Below are 17,348 nucleotides of genomic sequence, written 5' to 3'. Positions count from 1 at the left end.
GGATGCCGCGATGTCTTGGAAATGAAATCAAGCCAGAGAAGTGAATCCAGAAAAGTGTTTTCCGAGCCGTTGGGAGACCCGCGGGTGAGATGGCTTCCGGCCTGCTTGCCGGGCCATGATGCGAGCGACGATGAGTCCTGCGCGTAAATGTCCTCGCTGTGGTGCGAACCACAGGCCGGGAGTGACGGTGTGCCCGCGCGAGGTCTTTCGTGCGGGTGTCGCCGCTGGCGCGGGGGCGTACCGCTCCGAGTCGCGTGACGACACGGATGAGGCCACGTTCAAGCGAGGCCGGCAGACGCGCACGGAGGTCGTGCGGCCGCTGGTGGCGAAGGCTCCCGCGGGCGACATGACGTGGGAGGACTCCGTCACGCGCGACGTGCTCGTGGGCACGAAGGTGGGCGACTACCTCATCAAGCGCCGCATCGGCCATGGCGGCATGGGCATCGTCTACGAGGGCGAGCACGCCGTCATCGGTCGCCGGGTGGCCGTGAAGGTGATCCGCCCGGACTACGTCGAGGGCGGTCGCGCCAGGGACCTGGCCACGGAGGCGCGCTCGGCGGCGGCCATCCGTCATCGCGGCATCATCGACATCTTCGGCTTCGGCACCATCCCCGACGTGGGCCAGTACCTGGTGATGGAGTACCTGGACGGTGCGCCGTTGGACGAGGTGCTGCTCCAGCGCGCGCCGATGCTGGAGGTGGAGGTCATCCGCATTCTCGATGCGCTGTTGAGCGCGCTGGGCGCGGCGCACGGCGTGGGCGTCATCCACCGCGACCTCAAGCCCGGCAACGTGTTCCTGGTGCGTGAGGGGGATGGCTCGGAGTCGGTGAAGGTGCTCGACTTCGGCATCGCCAAGCGCAGCGAGGCGCCGTACGGGAGCACGCCGCAGACGCACGCCAACGCGTTGGTGGGGACGCCGGAGTACATCGCGCCGGAGCAGGCTTGTGGTCAGCAGGTGAGTCCGCAGACGGACCTGTACGCGGTGGGGGTGATGGCCTTCGAGATGCTCACGAAGCGGCTGCCCTTCGAGGGGGAGTCTGCGATGGGCATCGTGTTGCAGCATGTCCGCACGCCGCCTCCGCCCGTGTCGCGCTATCGGGAGGTGAATGCCTCGCTGGCGGCGCTGGTGGCGCGGCTCTTGGAGAAGGCTCCCTCGGCGCGGCCCGCGTCGGCGGAGGCGGTGCGTCGGGAGCTGAAGGGCATCCTCGCGAGCTTCTCGGAAGGGGCCACGCGGCTCTCCATGGCGCCGTTGCAGGCGCCTCCCAAGGCGAAGGTGCGGCGGGCGAGGGTGCCTGAGCGTCGCGCCCCGGCTGCGGATTCGGACCAGCGCACGAATGTGGAAGCGCCCACGATGTTGCTGGAGCAGACGGCGTTGGACCACCGCACGGTGCGTCCTCGGCGTTCGCGCAAGTGGTGGATGGGCGGAGCGCTGGCGCTGGTGCTGGTGGTCGGAGGCTGGGCGTTCCTGTCACAGGCGCGAGCGGCCTCCATGCGTCGCCAGTCGACTCCGGCGCTGGTGAGCGAGGTGCCAGGGACGGGCACCGTGGTGCTCAGGGTGAGCGGACCTCCGCTGAGGGAGGTGCTCGTGAACGGGAAGAGTCACGGGGAGCGCTACGTGCTCGAGCTGCCCGAGGGCATCCATCGGCTGGAGGTGCGGGGCCGGGATGCCGCGACGACGTACAGCGGCTCGCTGGAGATTCACGCGGGCGCGTTCATCGAGCACCACGTCACGCTGTGAGCCGTGTGTCGGTTTCAGCGCAAGAGGTGCTGATACGCGTCCAGGATGGTTCGACCGTGAGCCTTCCACGTGAAGCGCGAAGCGCGAGCGAGGCGGGCGTCTAGTGGAGGCGGGGACAGCTTCCCCGAGAGAAGCGCGTCAACGGTCATCGTCCACGCAGCGAGGTCGCCGACAGGGCAGTAGAGACACGTGTCCGCGCCCACTTCGCGCAGCACGGGCAAGTCACTCGCCACCACTGGGACGCCGCAGGCGAGGGCCTCGATGAGGGGCAGGCCGAAGCCCTCGGCCTCGCTCGTGATGAGCACGGCCTGGGCGTGTCGGTACAGTCCCGCGAGCGTGGCGCGAGGCTGGAAGGGGGGCTGCACGAGCGCATCGCCGAGCCCCAGTCGAGCGACCTGCTCTCGCTGCGCCGCATTCAGCGCGCCACCTTGCTGAACGAGCCGCAGGTCTGGATGCCGTGCACGCAGCGCGGCGAACAATTCGAAGAGGACATCCAGTCGCTTGCGCGGAATCGCGCTCCCGACGTGCAACAGGTACGGACGGCCCTCGAGGGACGCGAGCACCTGTTCGCTCTGGTCGCCGGGAACGGGCTCGGGCCTGTACTCCGGCGAGGTTCCGAGAGGCGCCCAGACCAGGCGCGCGGGGTCGACGAGTCCGTGGGCGAGGAGCTCGTCACGAACGGCCTGGGAGTTGTGGAAGACGATGGCGGCGCGCTCGAGTCCACGGAGCTGCGCTCGCGCCAGGAGCCGGAACCACGCGGGCCGTTGCTCACGGTGCGGCTCCACGATGGAGCGGAACGCATCCAGGTCATGACAGTAGACCCCCGTGCGCGAAGCCGGGAGCGCGTGGACGAGCTGGGCATAGCTGTGGTCCACGACATGGAAGGCGTCGAACCAGGGCCGCGAGAGCAGCGCCCGAGCCGGGTAGAGACCGAAGCGGGTCAGCAGCCGGTCCACATTGAACGCGGCGTTCCGCGCGCCCACTCCCGGCATCCGTCGCGCCACGGAGGGGATGGGGGGACGAAGCGCATGCGCGGAGACTTCGGAAGGGTGTGCAGCGAGCTCCTCCAGGAGCGCCTCGCCCACCAGGTCCATGCTGTGCCAGCCCTCCTCACGAGGGTCCATCAGCACCGCGAGCTCGAGTGACGTCTTCACGAGCGACTCCCGATATCCGAGAGGAGCGTCTCCACGGTGTGCTCCAGCGCGAAGCGCTCCCGATACAGCCGAGCCGCGCGCTCACCGAGCGCCACGTGTTCCTCCGGCCGAGCGAGGAGCCGTTCGGCGACTTCAATCATCGCACCGGGACTCGTATCCCCCGCGAGCGCGACGGCGCCCGACTCACGCCAGAGCGGCTCCGTCAGGAGTCCCGTCTGCGTGACGAGCGCGCGGCCCAGCGCCAGTCCCGCCATGGTGGACGTGCGTCGGGTGCTGACCCCATCCGGGTAGGGCTGAATCAACACGTCCATCGCGGACAGGTGCGCAGCGAGCAGCAGGGGCGCGAGGTCCTCTCGTGCGACGATTCGCGCGGCGAGCTCCGGATGCTGCTCGCCCAGCTCCCGCGCGACGTGCCGACTGCCTCGACCCAACAGCAGGAAACGCCGCCGCTCATCCGCGCGCAGCAGCGACACGAGCACCGTCTCGAGCGGCCCTCGAATCGCGGCCCCATAGGTACCGAAGTGGCCCAGCCAGAGGCCCGCGCCCAACTCCTCGCGCATCCTGCGCACGAGGTCCTCGGGCACCTCCGTGGGCAGCGTGCTGGGAACCGGCCTCCATTCCGCGCGTCCGCGAATCGCGGAGGGCAGATGGTCCGCCCAGGTGGGAATGGAGACGAACATGCGCCGAGCGTCCCGGGCCACCAGCCGCGCCATCACACGGGTGACGCCCGCGAGCACCTGATGGCGCACGGGCGAAGCCAGACTCCACGGGTAGACAATCTCGTGGAAGAACACCCAGCGCTCGTCCCGCACCCGCGAGGAGAACCAGGCGCAGAACGGCACGTTCATCGCCTTCATCCCGAAGGCATGCGGCACGTACTGGAGCAACAATCGCCGAGGCCCCGGACACCGGTCCAGCTCACGCGTCAGGCGGACCAATCCCGGCGGCGTGAAGATCCCGGGAATGCGGTGGACGGTGACGCCCTGCTCGTCGAGCGTGCCCGCATCGCCGGGAGCCCAGACGTGGACCCTCTGACCTCGGAGCGTGAGCCCCCGGGCGACGAGGGCCGTGTAATCACTGACGCCGCCGGGCTGGGGCGGATACTCACCCGTGAGCAGGTGCCACGTGGGGGCCTCCACGGTTCAGGAGGCCTCCATGTCGCGGACGGCGAAGAGCTGGAAGGCGAGCTGCGGAACACGCGTCGCCAGCGGCTCGGTGAGGATGGACAGGCGGCTGCCCAGGCGCGCGGGCCGGATGCGCGGCAGCGCGAAGTCTCCGCGCAGCGGCTTCAGGCCGCTCATGCCGGTGACACGGTAGCCGCGCAGCTCGAAGTCATAGACCTCCCAACCCGAGCGGTGCACCTGGTGCACGTTGTTGTCCCACTCGTCCTGCGGCAGGAATCCGTTGGGCGTGAAGATGACGACGCGCTTGCGTGCGAGCGACTCCATCATCTCCAGCAGCCGATAGCCCTCGGGCTTGTCGAAGTGCTCGATGACGTCGAGCGCGATGACCGCGTCGAAGCTCTTGGGCGCGAAGTGCTGCCCCACCTGGAGCAGGTCCAACTGGTGGTATTCCTGATGGATGCCCGCGGCGCGGCTGCGCTCGATGCTCGCGGTGTAGCCATCGACGCCCACGGTGCGCGAGAACTCGTGGGAGATGTGCTTCAAGGGAGAGCCCGAGCCGCAGCCGATGTCGAGCACGCTGTCGCAGGTGCCCACGAGCGTCTCTCGCAGCGTGCGGTGGAACACCTCGTGCTCGGCGACGAGGACCTCGCGCTTGAGGAACTGGAAGAGGGATGGGCTCGGTGACATGGCGGGCGGACCGTAGCCTCGCGCCTTCCTGGGTGGCAACCACGAGTGCGGCACCCTGGCGGCCGAGCGGGCCCTGGTCCTCTGGTGACCCACGCGGCACACGCGCGTGTCGCTTGTGAGGGGAGAGGGGCCTCGCTACCATCGAACCCTCATTCGAGCCTCGAGCGCGGGTGGGTGCCGTCCACGCAGGCCGGCCTTCTCACCGCGGCTCGGAAGCAGACAGCCCCCCATTGCGATGAATGCGACCGCGGCACCCCAGGTGAACACCGGCGAGGTCAAGGCCCGTGCCCTGAAGGGCATGGTCGTCCTCGTGCTGCGCACCGTGGCCTCGCAAGGGCTGCGGGTCATCAGCGCGCTGGCGCTCTCCCGGCTGCTGTTCCCCTCGGACTACGGCCTGTTCGGCATCGTCGCCTACGCCAGCTCGCTGGGTGTGTTCCTGGGCGACCTGGGCCTGAGCGCCGCGCTGGTGCGTCAGTCGCACGAGCCCACCCAGGACGAGACCTTCACCATCTTCTGGAGCCACCAGGCCCTCACCGCCGTCATCGTGGCCGCGGTGTGCGCGATGGCGCCCGTGCTCACCGAGGGCTACGCGCTGGGCGCGGAAGCCGTGCCGATGGTCTGGGCCATGGCGCTGGGATTGTTCCTGTCGTCGCTGCGCGTGATTCCGTTGATGGCGTTGGAGCGGAAGCTCGCGTTCCCGACCATCGCGCGAGCGGAGCTGGTGGAGAACGTGGCGCAGGTGGCGGGCACACTGGCCCTGGCGGCGGCGGGGATGGGGGCCTGGGCCTTGGTGGTGGGCTCGCTCATCCGAGGCGCCGTGGGGCTCGTCTGCATCGCGTGGGCGTCCCCGTGGCGTCCGAGCGGGACTTTCAAGCGGGACGTGTTGAAGCGGCTGCTGGGATACGGGCTGGCGTTCCAACTGCCTCCGCTGGTGGCGGCGCTGGTCGCGGGCTGGGTGCCCTTGGTGGTGGGGCAGGTGCTGGGCAAGGACGTGGTGGGGTTGGTGAACTGGGCCTGGGCGCTCGCCTCCACGCCGATGATGCTGAGCGTGGTCCTCAACCGTGTGGCCTTCCCCGCGTACTGCCGGATGCAGGATGACCCGAGCGGGTTCGCGGAGTACCTGAAGACCTCGTTGCGACGACTGTCCGCGGCGCTGCTCCTGACGTTGCCGGTAGCGGTGCTGGGGATGCCGGTGTTGGTGCCGCTGTTCTTCGGGCAGCGCTGGATTGCCGCGGTGCCGCTGGTGCAGTGGTTCACGCTGGAGTGTCTGCTCATCACGCTCACGGGGCTGTTGGCCACGGCGCAGAACGCGGGTGGTCGGCCCTGGGAGCGCTTCGCGGTGGTGGTGGGCATCGGCGTGGCGAAGTGGAGTCTCGGCACCTGGGCCATCCATCGCTGGGGGCTGGAGGGAATCGGCCCGGTGGGCCTGGTGGTGTCGATGCTCGAGGTCGGGGTGACGGCGTGGCGGGTGTCGCACCTGAACCCGGGGCTGCGAGGGTTGATGTGGCAGGTGGTGGAGCCGCTGGTCTCGGTGGGGCTCCTGCTGGCGGTGTCCGCGCTGGTGGCGCTGAAATGGGGCCCTGAGGGAGATTGGGCGCGGTGGGGCGTGGGCGGGGTGTCGTTCCTGTTGCTCGTCCTCGCGCGTGAGTGGCTCCCGGGGCTGCGTTCCATGGTGGGCGAGGTGCGAGACATCATCGAGTTCGTCCGGGCGCGACGCGCGGCCCGGTCCGCGCCGGCGAGCCCGGCGTCATGAAGGACGTGAGGCATTCGATGTCGAAGCCCGACCTGATCATCTCCATCGTCAATCACAGCAACCCGGAGCTGCTGCACGACTGCCTGCGGACGCTGTACGCGACGACGCGCGAGTGCACCTTCGAGGTGTGGGTGGTGGACAACGCCACGGACGGCCGGGGCGTGGAGGCGATGCGGCGCGACTTTCCGCAGGTGCGCTGGCTCTTCAACACCGCGCGCAAGGGGTTCTCCGCCAACCACAACCAGGTGCTGCGGCAGGCGTCGGGCCGCTACTTCTGCATCTTCAATGACGACACCATCGTGCACGAGGGGGCGTTCGATTCGCTGGTGCGGTTCATGGACGAGAACCCGCGGGTGGGGATGGCGGGCGCGCGGCTGTTGAACGCGGATGGCACCATCCAGAACTGCACCTTCCGTCCGATGTCGTTGTCGGGGCAGTTGTTCGACCTGGTGTTCCTGCCGCGTCCGTTGCACTTCCTGAAGCGCAAGGACATCGACCCGGCGCAGTACGGGCACGAGGATGCTCGGGTGAACTGGGTGCTCGGCGCGTGCATCGTGGTGCGCGAGGAGACGCTGGCGGAGGTGGGGCTGCTCGACGAGGCGATGTCACCCCTGGGGAACACGGAGGACACGGACTGGTGTGTCCGGGCGTGGAAGGCGGGCTGGGAGGTGGCCTTCTGTCCGGAGGCGGTGATTACGCACCTGACGAGCCGCTCGTTCCGTCCCTCGGCCACGGGGCCGGACAAGGTGCGCGTGGAGCTGTGGCGCACGCGGGTGGCGTACTTCCGCAAGCACCACGGTCGGATGCGTGAGTGGATGCTGCGCGCCATCCTGGTGGGGACGTTGCCGTACAACTCGCTGGTGCTGACGCAGACGTTGCTGCGAGGGCGCATGGAGTTGACGGAGTATCGGCGGCAGCTCGCCACGTTCCTGCGCATCTCCGAGATGGGGCTGCGGACGCGGGTCTGAGGACATGCCCTTCTTCTCCGTCGTCATCCCCACGTACAACCGGGCACGGCTGTTGGAGCGGACGCTGGCGTCGGTGTTCGCGCAGGAGGAGCGGGACTACGAGGTGCTCGTCGTGGACGACGGCTCCACGGACGACACGCTGGAGGTCCTGTCGCGGCTGGGCGAGCGCGTGAGGGTGCTCCAGCAGGTGAACGCGGGACCGGGAGTCGCGCGCAACCGGGGCATCGAGGCGGCCCGGGGCGAGTACGTGGTGTTCCTGGACAGTGACGACCTGTGGTTCCCGTGGACGCTGTCGTCGTATCGGCAGGTCATTGAGGAGCACGGGAAGCCGACGGTGGTGATGGGCACGTCGGTGACCTTCCGTGACGAGTCGGAGCTGGCGCGGGTGGTCCGTGAGCCCGTGCGCGCGTCACCGTTCGCGGACTATCTGGCGAGCGCCCTGGACCGGACGCCGCGCACGGCCTGCGTGCTGGCGGTGCGGACGGAGGCGCTGCGAAAGGTGGAGGGCTTCACGCCGCTGCGCATCGTGGCGGAGGACTACGACCTGTTGTTCCGGTTGGGGACGGAGCGGGGCTTCGCGTGGGTGCGCTCGCCGGTGATGGTGGGCTATCGCCAGCACCACGGCTCCGAGTCGACGATGCTGGAGGCGGCGCATCAGGGCATGGCGTACCAGTTGATGCAGGAGCGACTGGGCCGCTATCCCGGAGGCCCTGAGCGCAGGCGCGAGCGGCTGGAGATGTTGCTGTACGCCACGCGGCACGTGTCACACGTGATGGTGGACCACCAGCGGATGGACCTCGCGCTGGACTTGTACTGGCGGGGGCTGCCGTTCCATCGGGAGGTTCCCCGGTGGCGCTATCTGTTGGGGTTCCTGCCCAAGGTGGCGGTGAGGCGGCTGGCGCACGTCGTGCGCCGTCGCTGAGTCCGGCCGAGCGGCCAGGGCCTTGTCCGTCTTGAGTCTCTCCACAGCAGGCGGCCCTACGGGCTGCCGGACGGAGCGAGGTCTGCGCATCTTCCGAGGGACGTTTGTGTGGCCCTTGCTCGGAGGCTGGACATGGATCGGGTCCGCTCGAAGAGGACGGTGGCGTCTCGCAGGTCGCGAACTCCGCGACGCGGGAAGGTGTGGGGAGGCATCGACCTGGGCGGGACGAAGATCGAAGCCGTGGTCATCGACGGGCACGGCAAGCCGATAGGTCACGCGAGGCATCCGACGCCCACGCAGGGCGAGCCGGAGGACGTGGTGCGCGAGATGTACGGCGCGCTGGAGGACGCGGTGCAGACGGCGGGGCTGCGGCTGACGCGATTGGGAGGCGTCGGCGTGGGGGCGCCTGGGGCGGTGGATGCGAACGCGGGGACGCTGGCGCGGGTGAGCAACGTGGGGCGTGGATGGACGGCTCCGTTTCCGCTGGCGGGGAGTCTGTCCGAGCTGACCCGAGGTGAGGTGGTGTTGGGCAACGACGTCCAGGTGGCGGTGGCGGCGGAGTATCGGCTGGGGGCGGGGCGTCCCTATCGCTCGGTGCTGGGGGTGTGGTGGGGCACCGGGGTGGGGGGAGGATTGGTGTTGGACGGTGTTCCCTGGCGAGGCCGAGGGGCGGCCGGAGAGATTGGCCACATGGTGGTGAAGCCCGGAGGGGCGCGGTGTGGATGTGGCCGGCGGGGTTGCATGGAGGCGTACGCCGGACGCGGAAACCTGGAGCGTGACGCGCGTAAAGCGGAGGAGAAGGGCGAGAAGACGCAGTTGTTCGAGCTGATGCGCAAGAAGCAGCGCACTCGGTTGACGAGCAGCATCTGGAAGAAGGCGTTGGAGGAGGAGGACGCGCTGGCCACGAAGCTCATCGAGCGCGCGGTGCACATGCTGGGTGTCGGAATCGCGTCGGCCATCAACCTGCTGGACGTGGAGGCCGTCATCCTGGGCGGAGGATTGGGCTCACGCCTGGGCGCCAGATACGCCGGGCTGATTCACGAGGCCATGAGCCCCCATGTCTTCATGACGGAGCGACAGCCGCCGGTGCTGGTTGCGGAACTGGGTGAGCTCTCAGGCGCGATTGGCGCGGCGCTGCTGGTCGAGCCTGACGTGGCATAGACCGTAGCCGGAGCGCCAGGCGCGTCAGTCAACGCGACTCGTGCAACTGCGCATACGGCCCCTGTACCTGCGCCCAGCGGCTCGCGAGCACGAACAACACCTCGCGCACCGGGTCTCCTCGGAGCGCCAGCGCCGGGCTCGCGAGACCCGCCCCGACCAGGCTCACACACTCCTTCAGCCGGGAGAGTGCGCCCCTGTGGCGCCCCAGGTAGCGCGCCTGGAGAGTCCTCTCGCTGCGCACGACGCCCATGATGAGCCGGATGAAGTAGCGCGTCTCGAATCGGGTGCTCGGGATGACGTGCCACACCTTCAGTGTGGGCCCGTAGATGCGCCGGTGCCCCGCCTTGCCGAGCAGATACCCAAGCTCGATGTCCTCCCCACTCACCATCCGCTTCCCCAGCCGGCCCGGCATGAGCCGCTCGGGCGTCCGCCAGGGGACCGCCTCGAGAACAGCCGAGCGGCGCATCCACAGCCCCGCGCCAATCGTCGGCACGAGCGTCGCCTCCGCACCGAAGTCGATGAGTGCATCCCCCATCTGGTGGTTGATGGCCAGCAGGTGCTCGCGCCGCGAGATGCTCGGCGGAGGCGGCGTCTCGTACCGGGGGTAGATGCGCGACACCACCATTCCGACGCCCGCGTCCTCGAAGTGTGCCAGCCCGTCGGCGATGAAGTTCGGCTCGGGGATGTTGTCGTCATCCAGGAAGCAGATGACCTCCCGCCGCGCGCTGTGGATTCCGCACAGGCGCGCGAAGAGCAACCCCTGGCGAGCTTCGGGGACGACGCGCACGTCCACGCCTCGGCGCCGCAGCTCCGCGACGGACGCGCTCTGCTCCACCACGCCCGCCGTCCCGTCCGCCGAGTTGTTGTCCACCACTACCACCTCGAAGCACCCGCTCGGAGCCTCCTGTGCGACCAGGGCCTGCAGTGGCGCCTCCACGCGCCGGGCTCCGTTGTACGTGGGGATGATGACCGTGACGCCAGACGAGCTCATCGACGCGCCTCGGCCGAATGAGGCCGCGCCCAGCGCAGGGAGCCGCTGCTCGTACCCGCCCCCGCGAAGTCGACCCGAGGCACCCGGAGCGCGCCGGATTGGGAGGCACGGTTCGTAGGGGGCCTCCTGGTCACGTCATTTTTCACGCATGGTTTGCTCATGGCTTTCTGAGACGCGAATCCACCGATTCCCTATCGTCATTCCTAGTCATTCAAGGTATTGTGGCGGACACTGACTCTGGTTTGTCCTTGGCACGCCTGGGTGCCGAGTGTCGAAGAATGGGGAGACTCCGATGCTGGGCTTGGGGCGTGGTGGAAGGACCCTTCCAAGAGGGGTCCTCCGGACGGGTATCGTGGCGCTTCTGCTCTGGGGGCTCGGAGGGTGTGACTCCTTCTCGGAAGATGTGTCCTCTACTCCGAAGCCCGAAGGAGAGTCGAGCCCGGTCGTGAGGGAGTGGCGTCCAGCCTCCACGAAGCAGGCTGCGACCAAGGCCGCGGGAGAGGACTGTACCCAGCACGGTGGTGCGGAATGTCTGAGTGGATTGTGTATCCAGGTCCGCGGCCTGAAGGGTTTGGGGCATATCTGCAGCGAGTGGTGTCAGCAGGACGCAGTCTGCCCGTCGGGCTGGCGTTGTGTGAGTGTCGTGCCGGGGTCGACGGAAGCCGTCTGTAGACCTTCTCCTGGTAAGGGCTGAAAGCCGGAATTCAAAGACAAGTCTGTTTGAGTCGTGGCGAGGCCCGGGGGCCTGTGGGCGGGGTGTGCCCAGGTGTTTGTTCGAGTGAGGTCTAGGATGACGCAAGAGACAAAGAGCGGGCGTGGATTTCGGATGCACCGCGCAGTCATGGCGGTCGTGGTGGGAGGTCTGCTCTCGGCGGTCGGCGCGTGGGCCGTGGATGACGGCGGCGCGATGACCGATGAGGAGCTGTCGACCAAGATCGATGAGCTCACCGTCAATCCCCAGCCGCCGCTCGCGGGACCTGGGGAGTATGGCGCGTCCGAGGAGAGTCCTGTCACGCTCGGCGCGCTCAAGCCCAGCTACTCGCATGTGGACCTGTCCATCAAGGGAGCCTTGGGTCCCCTTTCCTTGATGCGCATGGCGGGGCCGCCGCAGGGGGCCTGGGAAAGCAGTGGTGTGATCTCTCCCTTCGGGAGGATTGCGGGTCCGACCACGACCAGTCCCCAGAAGACGCGGCTGCGCTGGACGCACAACTTCCATAGTTACATCGAGCTGCGCGAGGACCTGGGCTTCCCGTGCCCGGTGGACGAAACGTGTGGTGGCTTCTACTGGGACGTCCACGGTGGGCCCGCTGGAACGAAGGTGACCTTCGACTTCTGCGAGGTGGATGGCTGCTTCGGTGCCAATGGCTCCGTGCAGGACCTCCGCCTCCAGTCTTTGGATGGGGCCCTGATCGTCCATTCTCGGGACGGGCGCTATGTCTACCTGAACCCCGATCCGAACAACCCGGCGTCGAACATCTGGCGGCTGCAATTCATCGAACCGCTCCAGTATGACGAGGCTGCTTGTCCCCTCGAGTATTTCGAGGACGCGGGCTCGGATGTCGCGGCTTCCTGCCACCGACGCATCGCGCGACTGTCCTATGCGCTTCCCTCCGATTGCAGGCAGGGGTCATCGCAGGACATCGCCCAGACCGGGGGCGCCGACGTCGAGTTGCTCAGCTCCGTGAGCGCCGCGAATGGCGCCCGGATGGTGTTCCGTTACCAGCGGCTCCTGTCCCGGGTCCCGAGCCTCATCGGCAAGACGCACGAATGTGTCCTGCGCGCGGTGGACTTGGTGGGGCGCGATGGTTCCATCGAACCTTCCGCGGTGACCTATCAGTATGAGCAACGCTCCCTGCAGGGAGGGCCCCAGCCGGTGGCGGGCCTGTTGGTGTCCACGGAATGGCCGGACCAGAGCGGGGGGCCTGTGACGGCCTCCAAGCTGGAGTACGGCTATTGGGCCAGTGACGCAGGCGTCTGGAGCATTCGCAAGGACGGGGTGCAGGTCGTACACCAGGTGCTGGGCGCGCGGGGGGACGTGCTGGACGACTCGGATGGACAGGGCAACTCCGTCACGAAGAACCGTTATCTCATCACGGCGGAGGCCAACGGCTGTCAGCCGGGCGTCTTCTCCGCGACGGGGTCCTGCCTCAGCCAGGACCAGTACTTCACCACCCACGGCCGAAGCGTGGGGGATGGCAGCGGCTACTTCGTGAACCAGGTGATGTCTCGTTTCCGGATGAGCCTGGCGGGACAGGACCCGTTGGGCGACCAGGGGGTGGTCATGTCCAGCCAGCTGACCACCGTGCAATGTGATGTCCCCTGTCTGGGGCTGGAGTCGCCGCCCGCGCAGGCTTCCTGGCGCGTCAAGGAGCTTCCTGTGACCGTCACGCGGACGGTCGAGGCCGCGGGCAGCGCCCTCCACCCGAATGGTTCACGCACCGTCTACCATCAGGCACTGGCGCCGAGCCTGATGGGGAAGGCCTTCCTTCCACCGGCCGAGCTTCGCAAGGTCTCCCTGGGGGCCACGGACCTCGACGGTGGCTCGGCCTTGCAGGAGAAGGAGTACACCTATCTTTATGGTGGCGCGGGCCGCCCCGCCGCGCGGCAGGCGTTCGAGCAGTTGGTGGCCTCCGACACGTCGGCCTCCGCGTTCCGTGATGAAGACCCGAGCCTGAATGTGGTGGTCCAGCGGCAGTACGACCCCGTCACGAATCGACTTTTGGGCGTCGTGCGCAGCGGCTACACGATGACCTTCGCCCCTGCGTCGAACTCGTGGAGTCGCGTCGCGCGCTCGGTGGGGACCTACTATCTGACCCAGGACGTGTGCTCGTCGCAGCCGCTGTCGGATGCGCAAGGGCGCATCCGGACGGTGATGGGGCCGTGTGAGGTGGCCTCGGGCTCGGCGACCGCCTGTGTGGCCGGGGCGGCTGTTCCCATCACCACCTACGAGTACTGGGACGCCTCCGCCGCGGACGACCGCGCCGGGCACATGAAGGCGAAGAAGGTCTACCCGGCGGGCTGTGGGTCCACTCCCATCGTCACCCACTATGACGACTACGACGCACGTGGCCGCCTGCTTCAAATGACGGATGCGAATGGCATCGTGACGCGCTTCGAGTTCGAAGGGATGAAGCTGGTCCGGAAGACGGCCGCGGCGGGCGACCCTCAGCTCGAGGCCGCGACGGAGTACGGCTATGACGACAACGCCACGCATGGGGACTACCTGCGGTATGCGGACGGGCGCTACGAGGTGTTGTGCTATCGGAAGAACACGCTGCCCGGGCAGGGGTGCACGGGCGGCCAGCTCACGACCCTGCTGCAGTGGAAGGCCACGTCCAGCTTGTCGTCGGGGGCGACGCATGCCGAGCGCGTCGACTACACCTACCATCTGGGAAAGCTGCGCAGCGAGACCTTCCGCGATGAGACGAACCAGGTTCGTCGCACCCGCTTCTATGACCGGGACCCGCTGGAGCGGCAGACCTTCGAGGCCTGGGGCGCGGCCGGTCCGGCCCTCGCGTCGGACCTCCGGTATACGCAGACGAGCCTCTTCGATGCTCAGGGCAACCGGGTGGGATTGGGGCAGCCGTACCAGCCCGCGGCTGTCGACCCCGAGCCCTGGTGCGGCGGCTTCGACCCCAACAGTCTGGGCGAAGGGGTTCCGCGCCAGCCGGCGAGTCCGCACTGCAAGGCCTTTGCCTATGATCGACTGAACCGTCTTGTTGGACTGTTGGAGCCGGTGGATGGCACCAGCTCGACGGGGGATGCCGTCCAGATGTGCCTGTCCTATGACAAGGCTGGTAATCTGCAGGGGGTTCGTCAGGGCTGCCCGAAGGGCAGCGGTGCCGCGGGGGATTGCAGCCAGTGCAACCAGCCCCTGCTCGGATTCCGGCATGACGACTTCGGCAATGTCGTGCGGATCGACGCGCCCTGGGGTTCGGGACCGGCGGAGACCACGGGGGGGCCGCAGGGGCGTGGGCGCTTCCATTATCAGTACGACGCAGCGGGGAACCCCACCCGCAAGCAGACGCCGTCCATGGGAGCTGCCACGCAGCCCCAGTGGGTCGAGAATCAGTATGACCAGATGAAGCGGATTCTGAAGTCGGAGGCCGTCGAGTCCTCGGGAGGAGTCCAGTCCCGGAAGACGCTCTTCGAGTACTACTACGACCAGACCGTGACACCCCCGTGGGGGTGCCCTGGCTATGCCCCCACCCGACCTTCGAAGGCGATGGGGCGCGCCCAGGTGCTCACGGACTCCTTGGGGGATAGCTGGTATCGCTATGACTCGCACGGCAACGTCGTGCATGTCGCTCGGAACAGGCCGCGCGCTGGAATCCCCGCTCGCACGGACCTCTGCTATGAGTCCGGCAACCGAGATGCTCCGAATGCGGGGCGCTATTACGACAACACAGGGCGTCTGCTCTCGGAGGCGTATCCCGGGGGGCGCGTCCTGGCCTACAATTACCATTCTCTCCAATCGGGGCGCCCCCACCAGATCGAGTCCGTCGACGCGGTGCTCTTCAACGGCGTGGCGTGGGACCAGCTCCTTCGGGTCGTGGAGGAGGTCCGGTGGGAGCCGTTCGGCGGGCTCCGTTCCTATGTCCTCGTCGCGCCCAAGGCACCTGCGGGGGCTCAGAAGGCGCGAGTCGAGTACCACCTCAATGGGGCGAACCAGCCCTTGTCCACTTGCAACGGCACTGCATTCTCGGCCGGCGGGGATACGACAGGGCGGCTCTCTGGGCTCACGGTATCCCGGCTGGAGGCCGGTGGCGCGCAAGGCGATATCTTCAAGCGTGGTTACACTTGGAAGGCGGACCAGCTGCTGCGCGAGGACACGTGTGTCCTCGAGACCGGGAATGTGCCGCCCAACTCGATTCGCTACGCGGAGGCCTCCAGCGGCGCACCTGGTTACGACGCGCGGCTGCAACTGAAGCATGCGCATCAGGTCGCGAACTCGTCGTCAACGGCTGGTGGTTCCTTCGGGAGCCGGGCGTACCAGTATGACGCGCGAGGGAACCGTCTGCTGGATGTACAGGAGGGCTGGCGGTTCAAGGGAGAGTATGCGGCTGGGGGCTCTCGCGTGGATCAGCTGACCTCGCGCTATCTGGAGGGAGTGGATTGCGGAGGTTCCATCTGTCCGCCCCGGTTGGGCGTGACTCAGCGGTACACCTATGACCCGGATGGCCGCGTGAGCCGGATCGCGACCTACAAGAATCGGACGGATGCCGTCGCGTCACCCTTCCATGCCGTGTCACTGGATGCGACCACGGACGGACCGCATGCGGCGATTGGCGCGGTCTACCGCCAGGTGTCCGACAGCGAGGACCGTGTCTACGAGTACTTCTACGATGCGGTCGGGCGCAGGCGCCTGAAGCGTTATTGTGTGAGCACCTCGGCGGGGGTTCTCGAGGACGAGTACTTCCATGATGGGACGAGGCTGCTCGAGGACTGGGGGAACACGACGTTCAACCCCAGCACCGCGGTGCCCGTGCATGACGAGTACATCTGGCTCGGCGGCAAGCCGATTGCGTTCTTCAAGGTCCGGTTCGATCAAGACAAACGGCGTACGCAGGATTTTGCGGGAGAATGCCCCCGCTACGGGCAGCCCGCTCCGTGTGGGCTCTACTTCCTGGTGACGGATGCGCTGGGGAAGCCCGTCCTGGCGCTCGACTCCTATCGGCGTGTGACGGGCGTCGCGGACTACGACCCCTATGGGCAGGTCAATCGCACGACGCTGGTGGCAGACTCGCCGGTCTTGTCGACCGGGCAGGATGTGTTGATGGCAACGGCGCAGGTCCCCAACTCCAGCGCCCTGGTGACGCACATGCGGGCCCGGTTCCCTGTCTTGGATGTGCAGGGTGGGAGCGGCGTCTATCTCGCGGACAGCGCCGGGGGGCTGCTGAACGGGGTTGATGGCTCGTCGACGCTGATGACGAATGTGCGGGCCGCGGAGGCCGTCTCCCGCTGGGTTGTCCCGAGCTCCACGGGAGGTGCGCAGGTGCGCTTCCAGTCCGCGTCGACCTCGGGGGCGATTCAGGATGCTGCGCTGGGGAGCGTGGAGTACCGGCGCTTCCAGGTAGGGGCGACGCCGGTGTGGACGCCCCTGCGCTTCTCCGGGCAGTACCATGACGAGGAGACGGGCTTCTTCGAGAACTGGAATCGATTCTACGAGCCGGGTAGCGGGCGGTATCTGGGCCCCGAGTTGATGATGCGGGAGGCTCAGTGGGTCGTGGCACAAGCCAAGGCAGGGCGCAGTGTTCCCATCTACTCGTACGCTTATAACAATCCAGTGGGTTACCGGGATCCGGACGGCAATGTCGGATTCGGGTTGTCGTTCGGCGCCGGCTTCACGTTGGCCGTCGACTATCTTTATGAGACTTTGGGGGTGAAGAGTGCGGGGCAGATGTCTGGGCAGATCATGACCTTCTCTGATAATCAGACATGGAAGGGCGAGCAGGCGATGACCTTTACGGGAGGTATTTTCTCCAAGACAGAGCGCACGGATGGCACTCCCTCGGAGATTTCCGGTATGCCCGAGCAGGACTCGTCGGCGACAGCAGTGGGGGCGGCTGCGGGAGTCAGTATGGGGCTCGTGATGACGACCGCAAGCAATGCAAGTGAGTTCGGAGGTGCTTCTGACACGTTGAACCTTGACCTCCCCATGATATCCGTGTCGTTTTCTTGGAGCGCGAGTGCCAAGACGCTTACCATTGGGTCTCCGAAGGGACCTGGAGCAGGAGCAAGCTCCTACCGGATGGAGACGGTGGATTTGCAGACGTTATTGAAGTGAGGACCCTGCGGATGCGTCTATTCCAAATACACATAGAGCGGGTCTTGCAGCCCACGGGAGACA

10 protein-coding genes are annotated in these 17,348 nt (G+C 67.4%); 6 read left to right on the top strand and 4 right to left on the bottom strand.

Translation table 11 applies throughout. The features are described 5' to 3' along the window. Positions 1 to 187: 187 nt before the first annotated feature. The gene (locus OWM54_RS15270; RefSeq protein WP_267697958.1) at positions 188 to 1,738 is read left to right on the top strand and encodes a serine/threonine-protein kinase; all 1,551 of its coding nucleotides are present in this window, start codon (positions 188 to 190) and stop codon (positions 1,736 to 1,738) included. A 14-nt stretch (positions 1,739 to 1,752) separates the two neighbouring features. On the opposite strand, the gene OWM54_RS15265 is transcribed toward OWM54_RS15270, so the two are convergent. The 3 genes from OWM54_RS15265 to OWM54_RS15255 are packed head-to-tail and all read right to left on the bottom strand — an operon-like array spanning position 1,753 to position 4,703. Next, positions 1,753 to 2,862 carry a glycosyltransferase family 4 protein gene (locus OWM54_RS15265; protein ID WP_267701133.1) on the bottom strand — a complete coding sequence of 370 codons (1,110 nt, stop codon included), beginning with the start codon at positions 2,860 to 2,862 and terminating at the stop codon, positions 1,753 to 1,755. Between the two features lie 26 nt (positions 2,863 to 2,888). Continuing rightward, positions 2,889 to 4,031 carry a glycosyltransferase gene (locus OWM54_RS15260; protein WP_267697957.1) on the bottom strand — a complete coding sequence of 381 codons (1,143 nt, stop codon included), beginning with the start codon at positions 4,029 to 4,031 and terminating at the stop codon, positions 2,889 to 2,891. Between the two features lie 3 nt (positions 4,032 to 4,034). Then, positions 4,035 to 4,703, bottom strand: coding sequence for a class I SAM-dependent methyltransferase (locus OWM54_RS15255; protein WP_223746122.1), 669 nt, complete (start codon positions 4,701 to 4,703; stop codon positions 4,035 to 4,037). Positions 4,704 to 4,938: 235 nt separating this feature from the next. Here OWM54_RS15255 and OWM54_RS15250 point away from each other — a divergent pair, with 235 nt between their 5' ends. From OWM54_RS15250 to OWM54_RS15235, 4 genes are all read left to right on the top strand, one after another. Continuing rightward, complete coding sequence (locus OWM54_RS15250) at positions 4,939 to 6,456, top strand: oligosaccharide flippase family protein (protein ID WP_267697956.1); 1,518 nt, start codon at positions 4,939 to 4,941, stop codon at positions 6,454 to 6,456. A gap of 17 nt (positions 6,457 to 6,473) precedes the next feature. Further along, on the top strand, positions 6,474 to 7,424 hold the full coding sequence (locus OWM54_RS15245; protein WP_223746124.1) for a glycosyltransferase family 2 protein: 951 nt from the start codon (positions 6,474 to 6,476) through the stop codon (positions 7,422 to 7,424). A 4-nt stretch (positions 7,425 to 7,428) separates the two neighbouring features. Continuing rightward, complete coding sequence (locus OWM54_RS15240; protein ID WP_267697955.1) at positions 7,429 to 8,346, top strand: glycosyltransferase family 2 protein; 918 nt, start codon at positions 7,429 to 7,431, stop codon at positions 8,344 to 8,346. Positions 8,347 to 8,478: 132 nt separating this feature from the next. Continuing rightward, on the top strand, positions 8,479 to 9,507 hold the full coding sequence (locus tag OWM54_RS15235) for an ROK family protein (protein ID WP_267697954.1): 1,029 nt from the start codon (positions 8,479 to 8,481) through the stop codon (positions 9,505 to 9,507). A gap of 28 nt (positions 9,508 to 9,535) precedes the next feature. Here the strand turns inward: OWM54_RS15235 and OWM54_RS15230 are convergent, their stop codons facing one another. Continuing rightward, entirely contained in the window at positions 9,536 to 10,498 is a 963-nt protein-coding gene (locus tag OWM54_RS15230) for a glycosyltransferase (protein WP_267697953.1), read from the bottom strand. Between the two features lie 826 nt (positions 10,499 to 11,324). On the opposite strand from OWM54_RS15230, the gene OWM54_RS15225 reads away from it, so the two are divergent. Beyond that, entirely contained in the window at positions 11,325 to 17,285 is a 5,961-nt protein-coding gene (locus tag OWM54_RS15225; protein ID WP_267697952.1) for an RHS repeat-associated core domain-containing protein, read from the top strand. Positions 17,286 to 17,348 lie beyond the last annotated feature (63 nt).

It is taken from the genome of Myxococcus sp. MISCRS1 (genome assembly GCF_026626605.1).
Classification (GTDB): domain Bacteria; phylum Myxococcota; class Myxococcia; order Myxococcales; family Myxococcaceae; genus Myxococcus; species Myxococcus fulvus.
This window is presented reverse-complemented; position numbering and strand designations above follow the sequence as displayed.

Excerpts from the sequence above, each read along its gene's own strand:
- OWM54_RS15265 (WP_267701133.1), bottom strand. The coding sequence starts at position 2,862 with ATGGACCCTCGTGAGGAGGGCTGGCACAGCATGGACCTGGTGGGCGAG.
- OWM54_RS15255 (WP_223746122.1), bottom strand. The coding sequence starts at position 4,703 with ATGTCACCGAGCCCATCCCTCTTCCAGTTCCTCAAGCGCGAGGTCCTC.
- OWM54_RS15250 (WP_267697956.1), top strand. The coding sequence starts at position 4,939 with ATGAATGCGACCGCGGCACCCCAGGTGAACACCGGCGAGGTCAAGGCC.
- OWM54_RS15245 (WP_223746124.1), top strand. The coding sequence starts at position 6,474 with ATGTCGAAGCCCGACCTGATCATCTCCATCGTCAATCACAGCAACCCG.
- OWM54_RS15240 (WP_267697955.1), top strand. The coding sequence starts at position 7,429 with ATGCCCTTCTTCTCCGTCGTCATCCCCACGTACAACCGGGCACGGCTG.
- OWM54_RS15235 (WP_267697954.1), top strand. The coding sequence starts at position 8,479 with ATGGATCGGGTCCGCTCGAAGAGGACGGTGGCGTCTCGCAGGTCGCGA.
- OWM54_RS15230 (WP_267697953.1), bottom strand. The coding sequence starts at position 10,498 with ATGAGCTCGTCTGGCGTCACGGTCATCATCCCCACGTACAACGGAGCC.
- OWM54_RS15225 (WP_267697952.1), top strand. The coding sequence starts at position 11,325 with ATGCACCGCGCAGTCATGGCGGTCGTGGTGGGAGGTCTGCTCTCGGCG.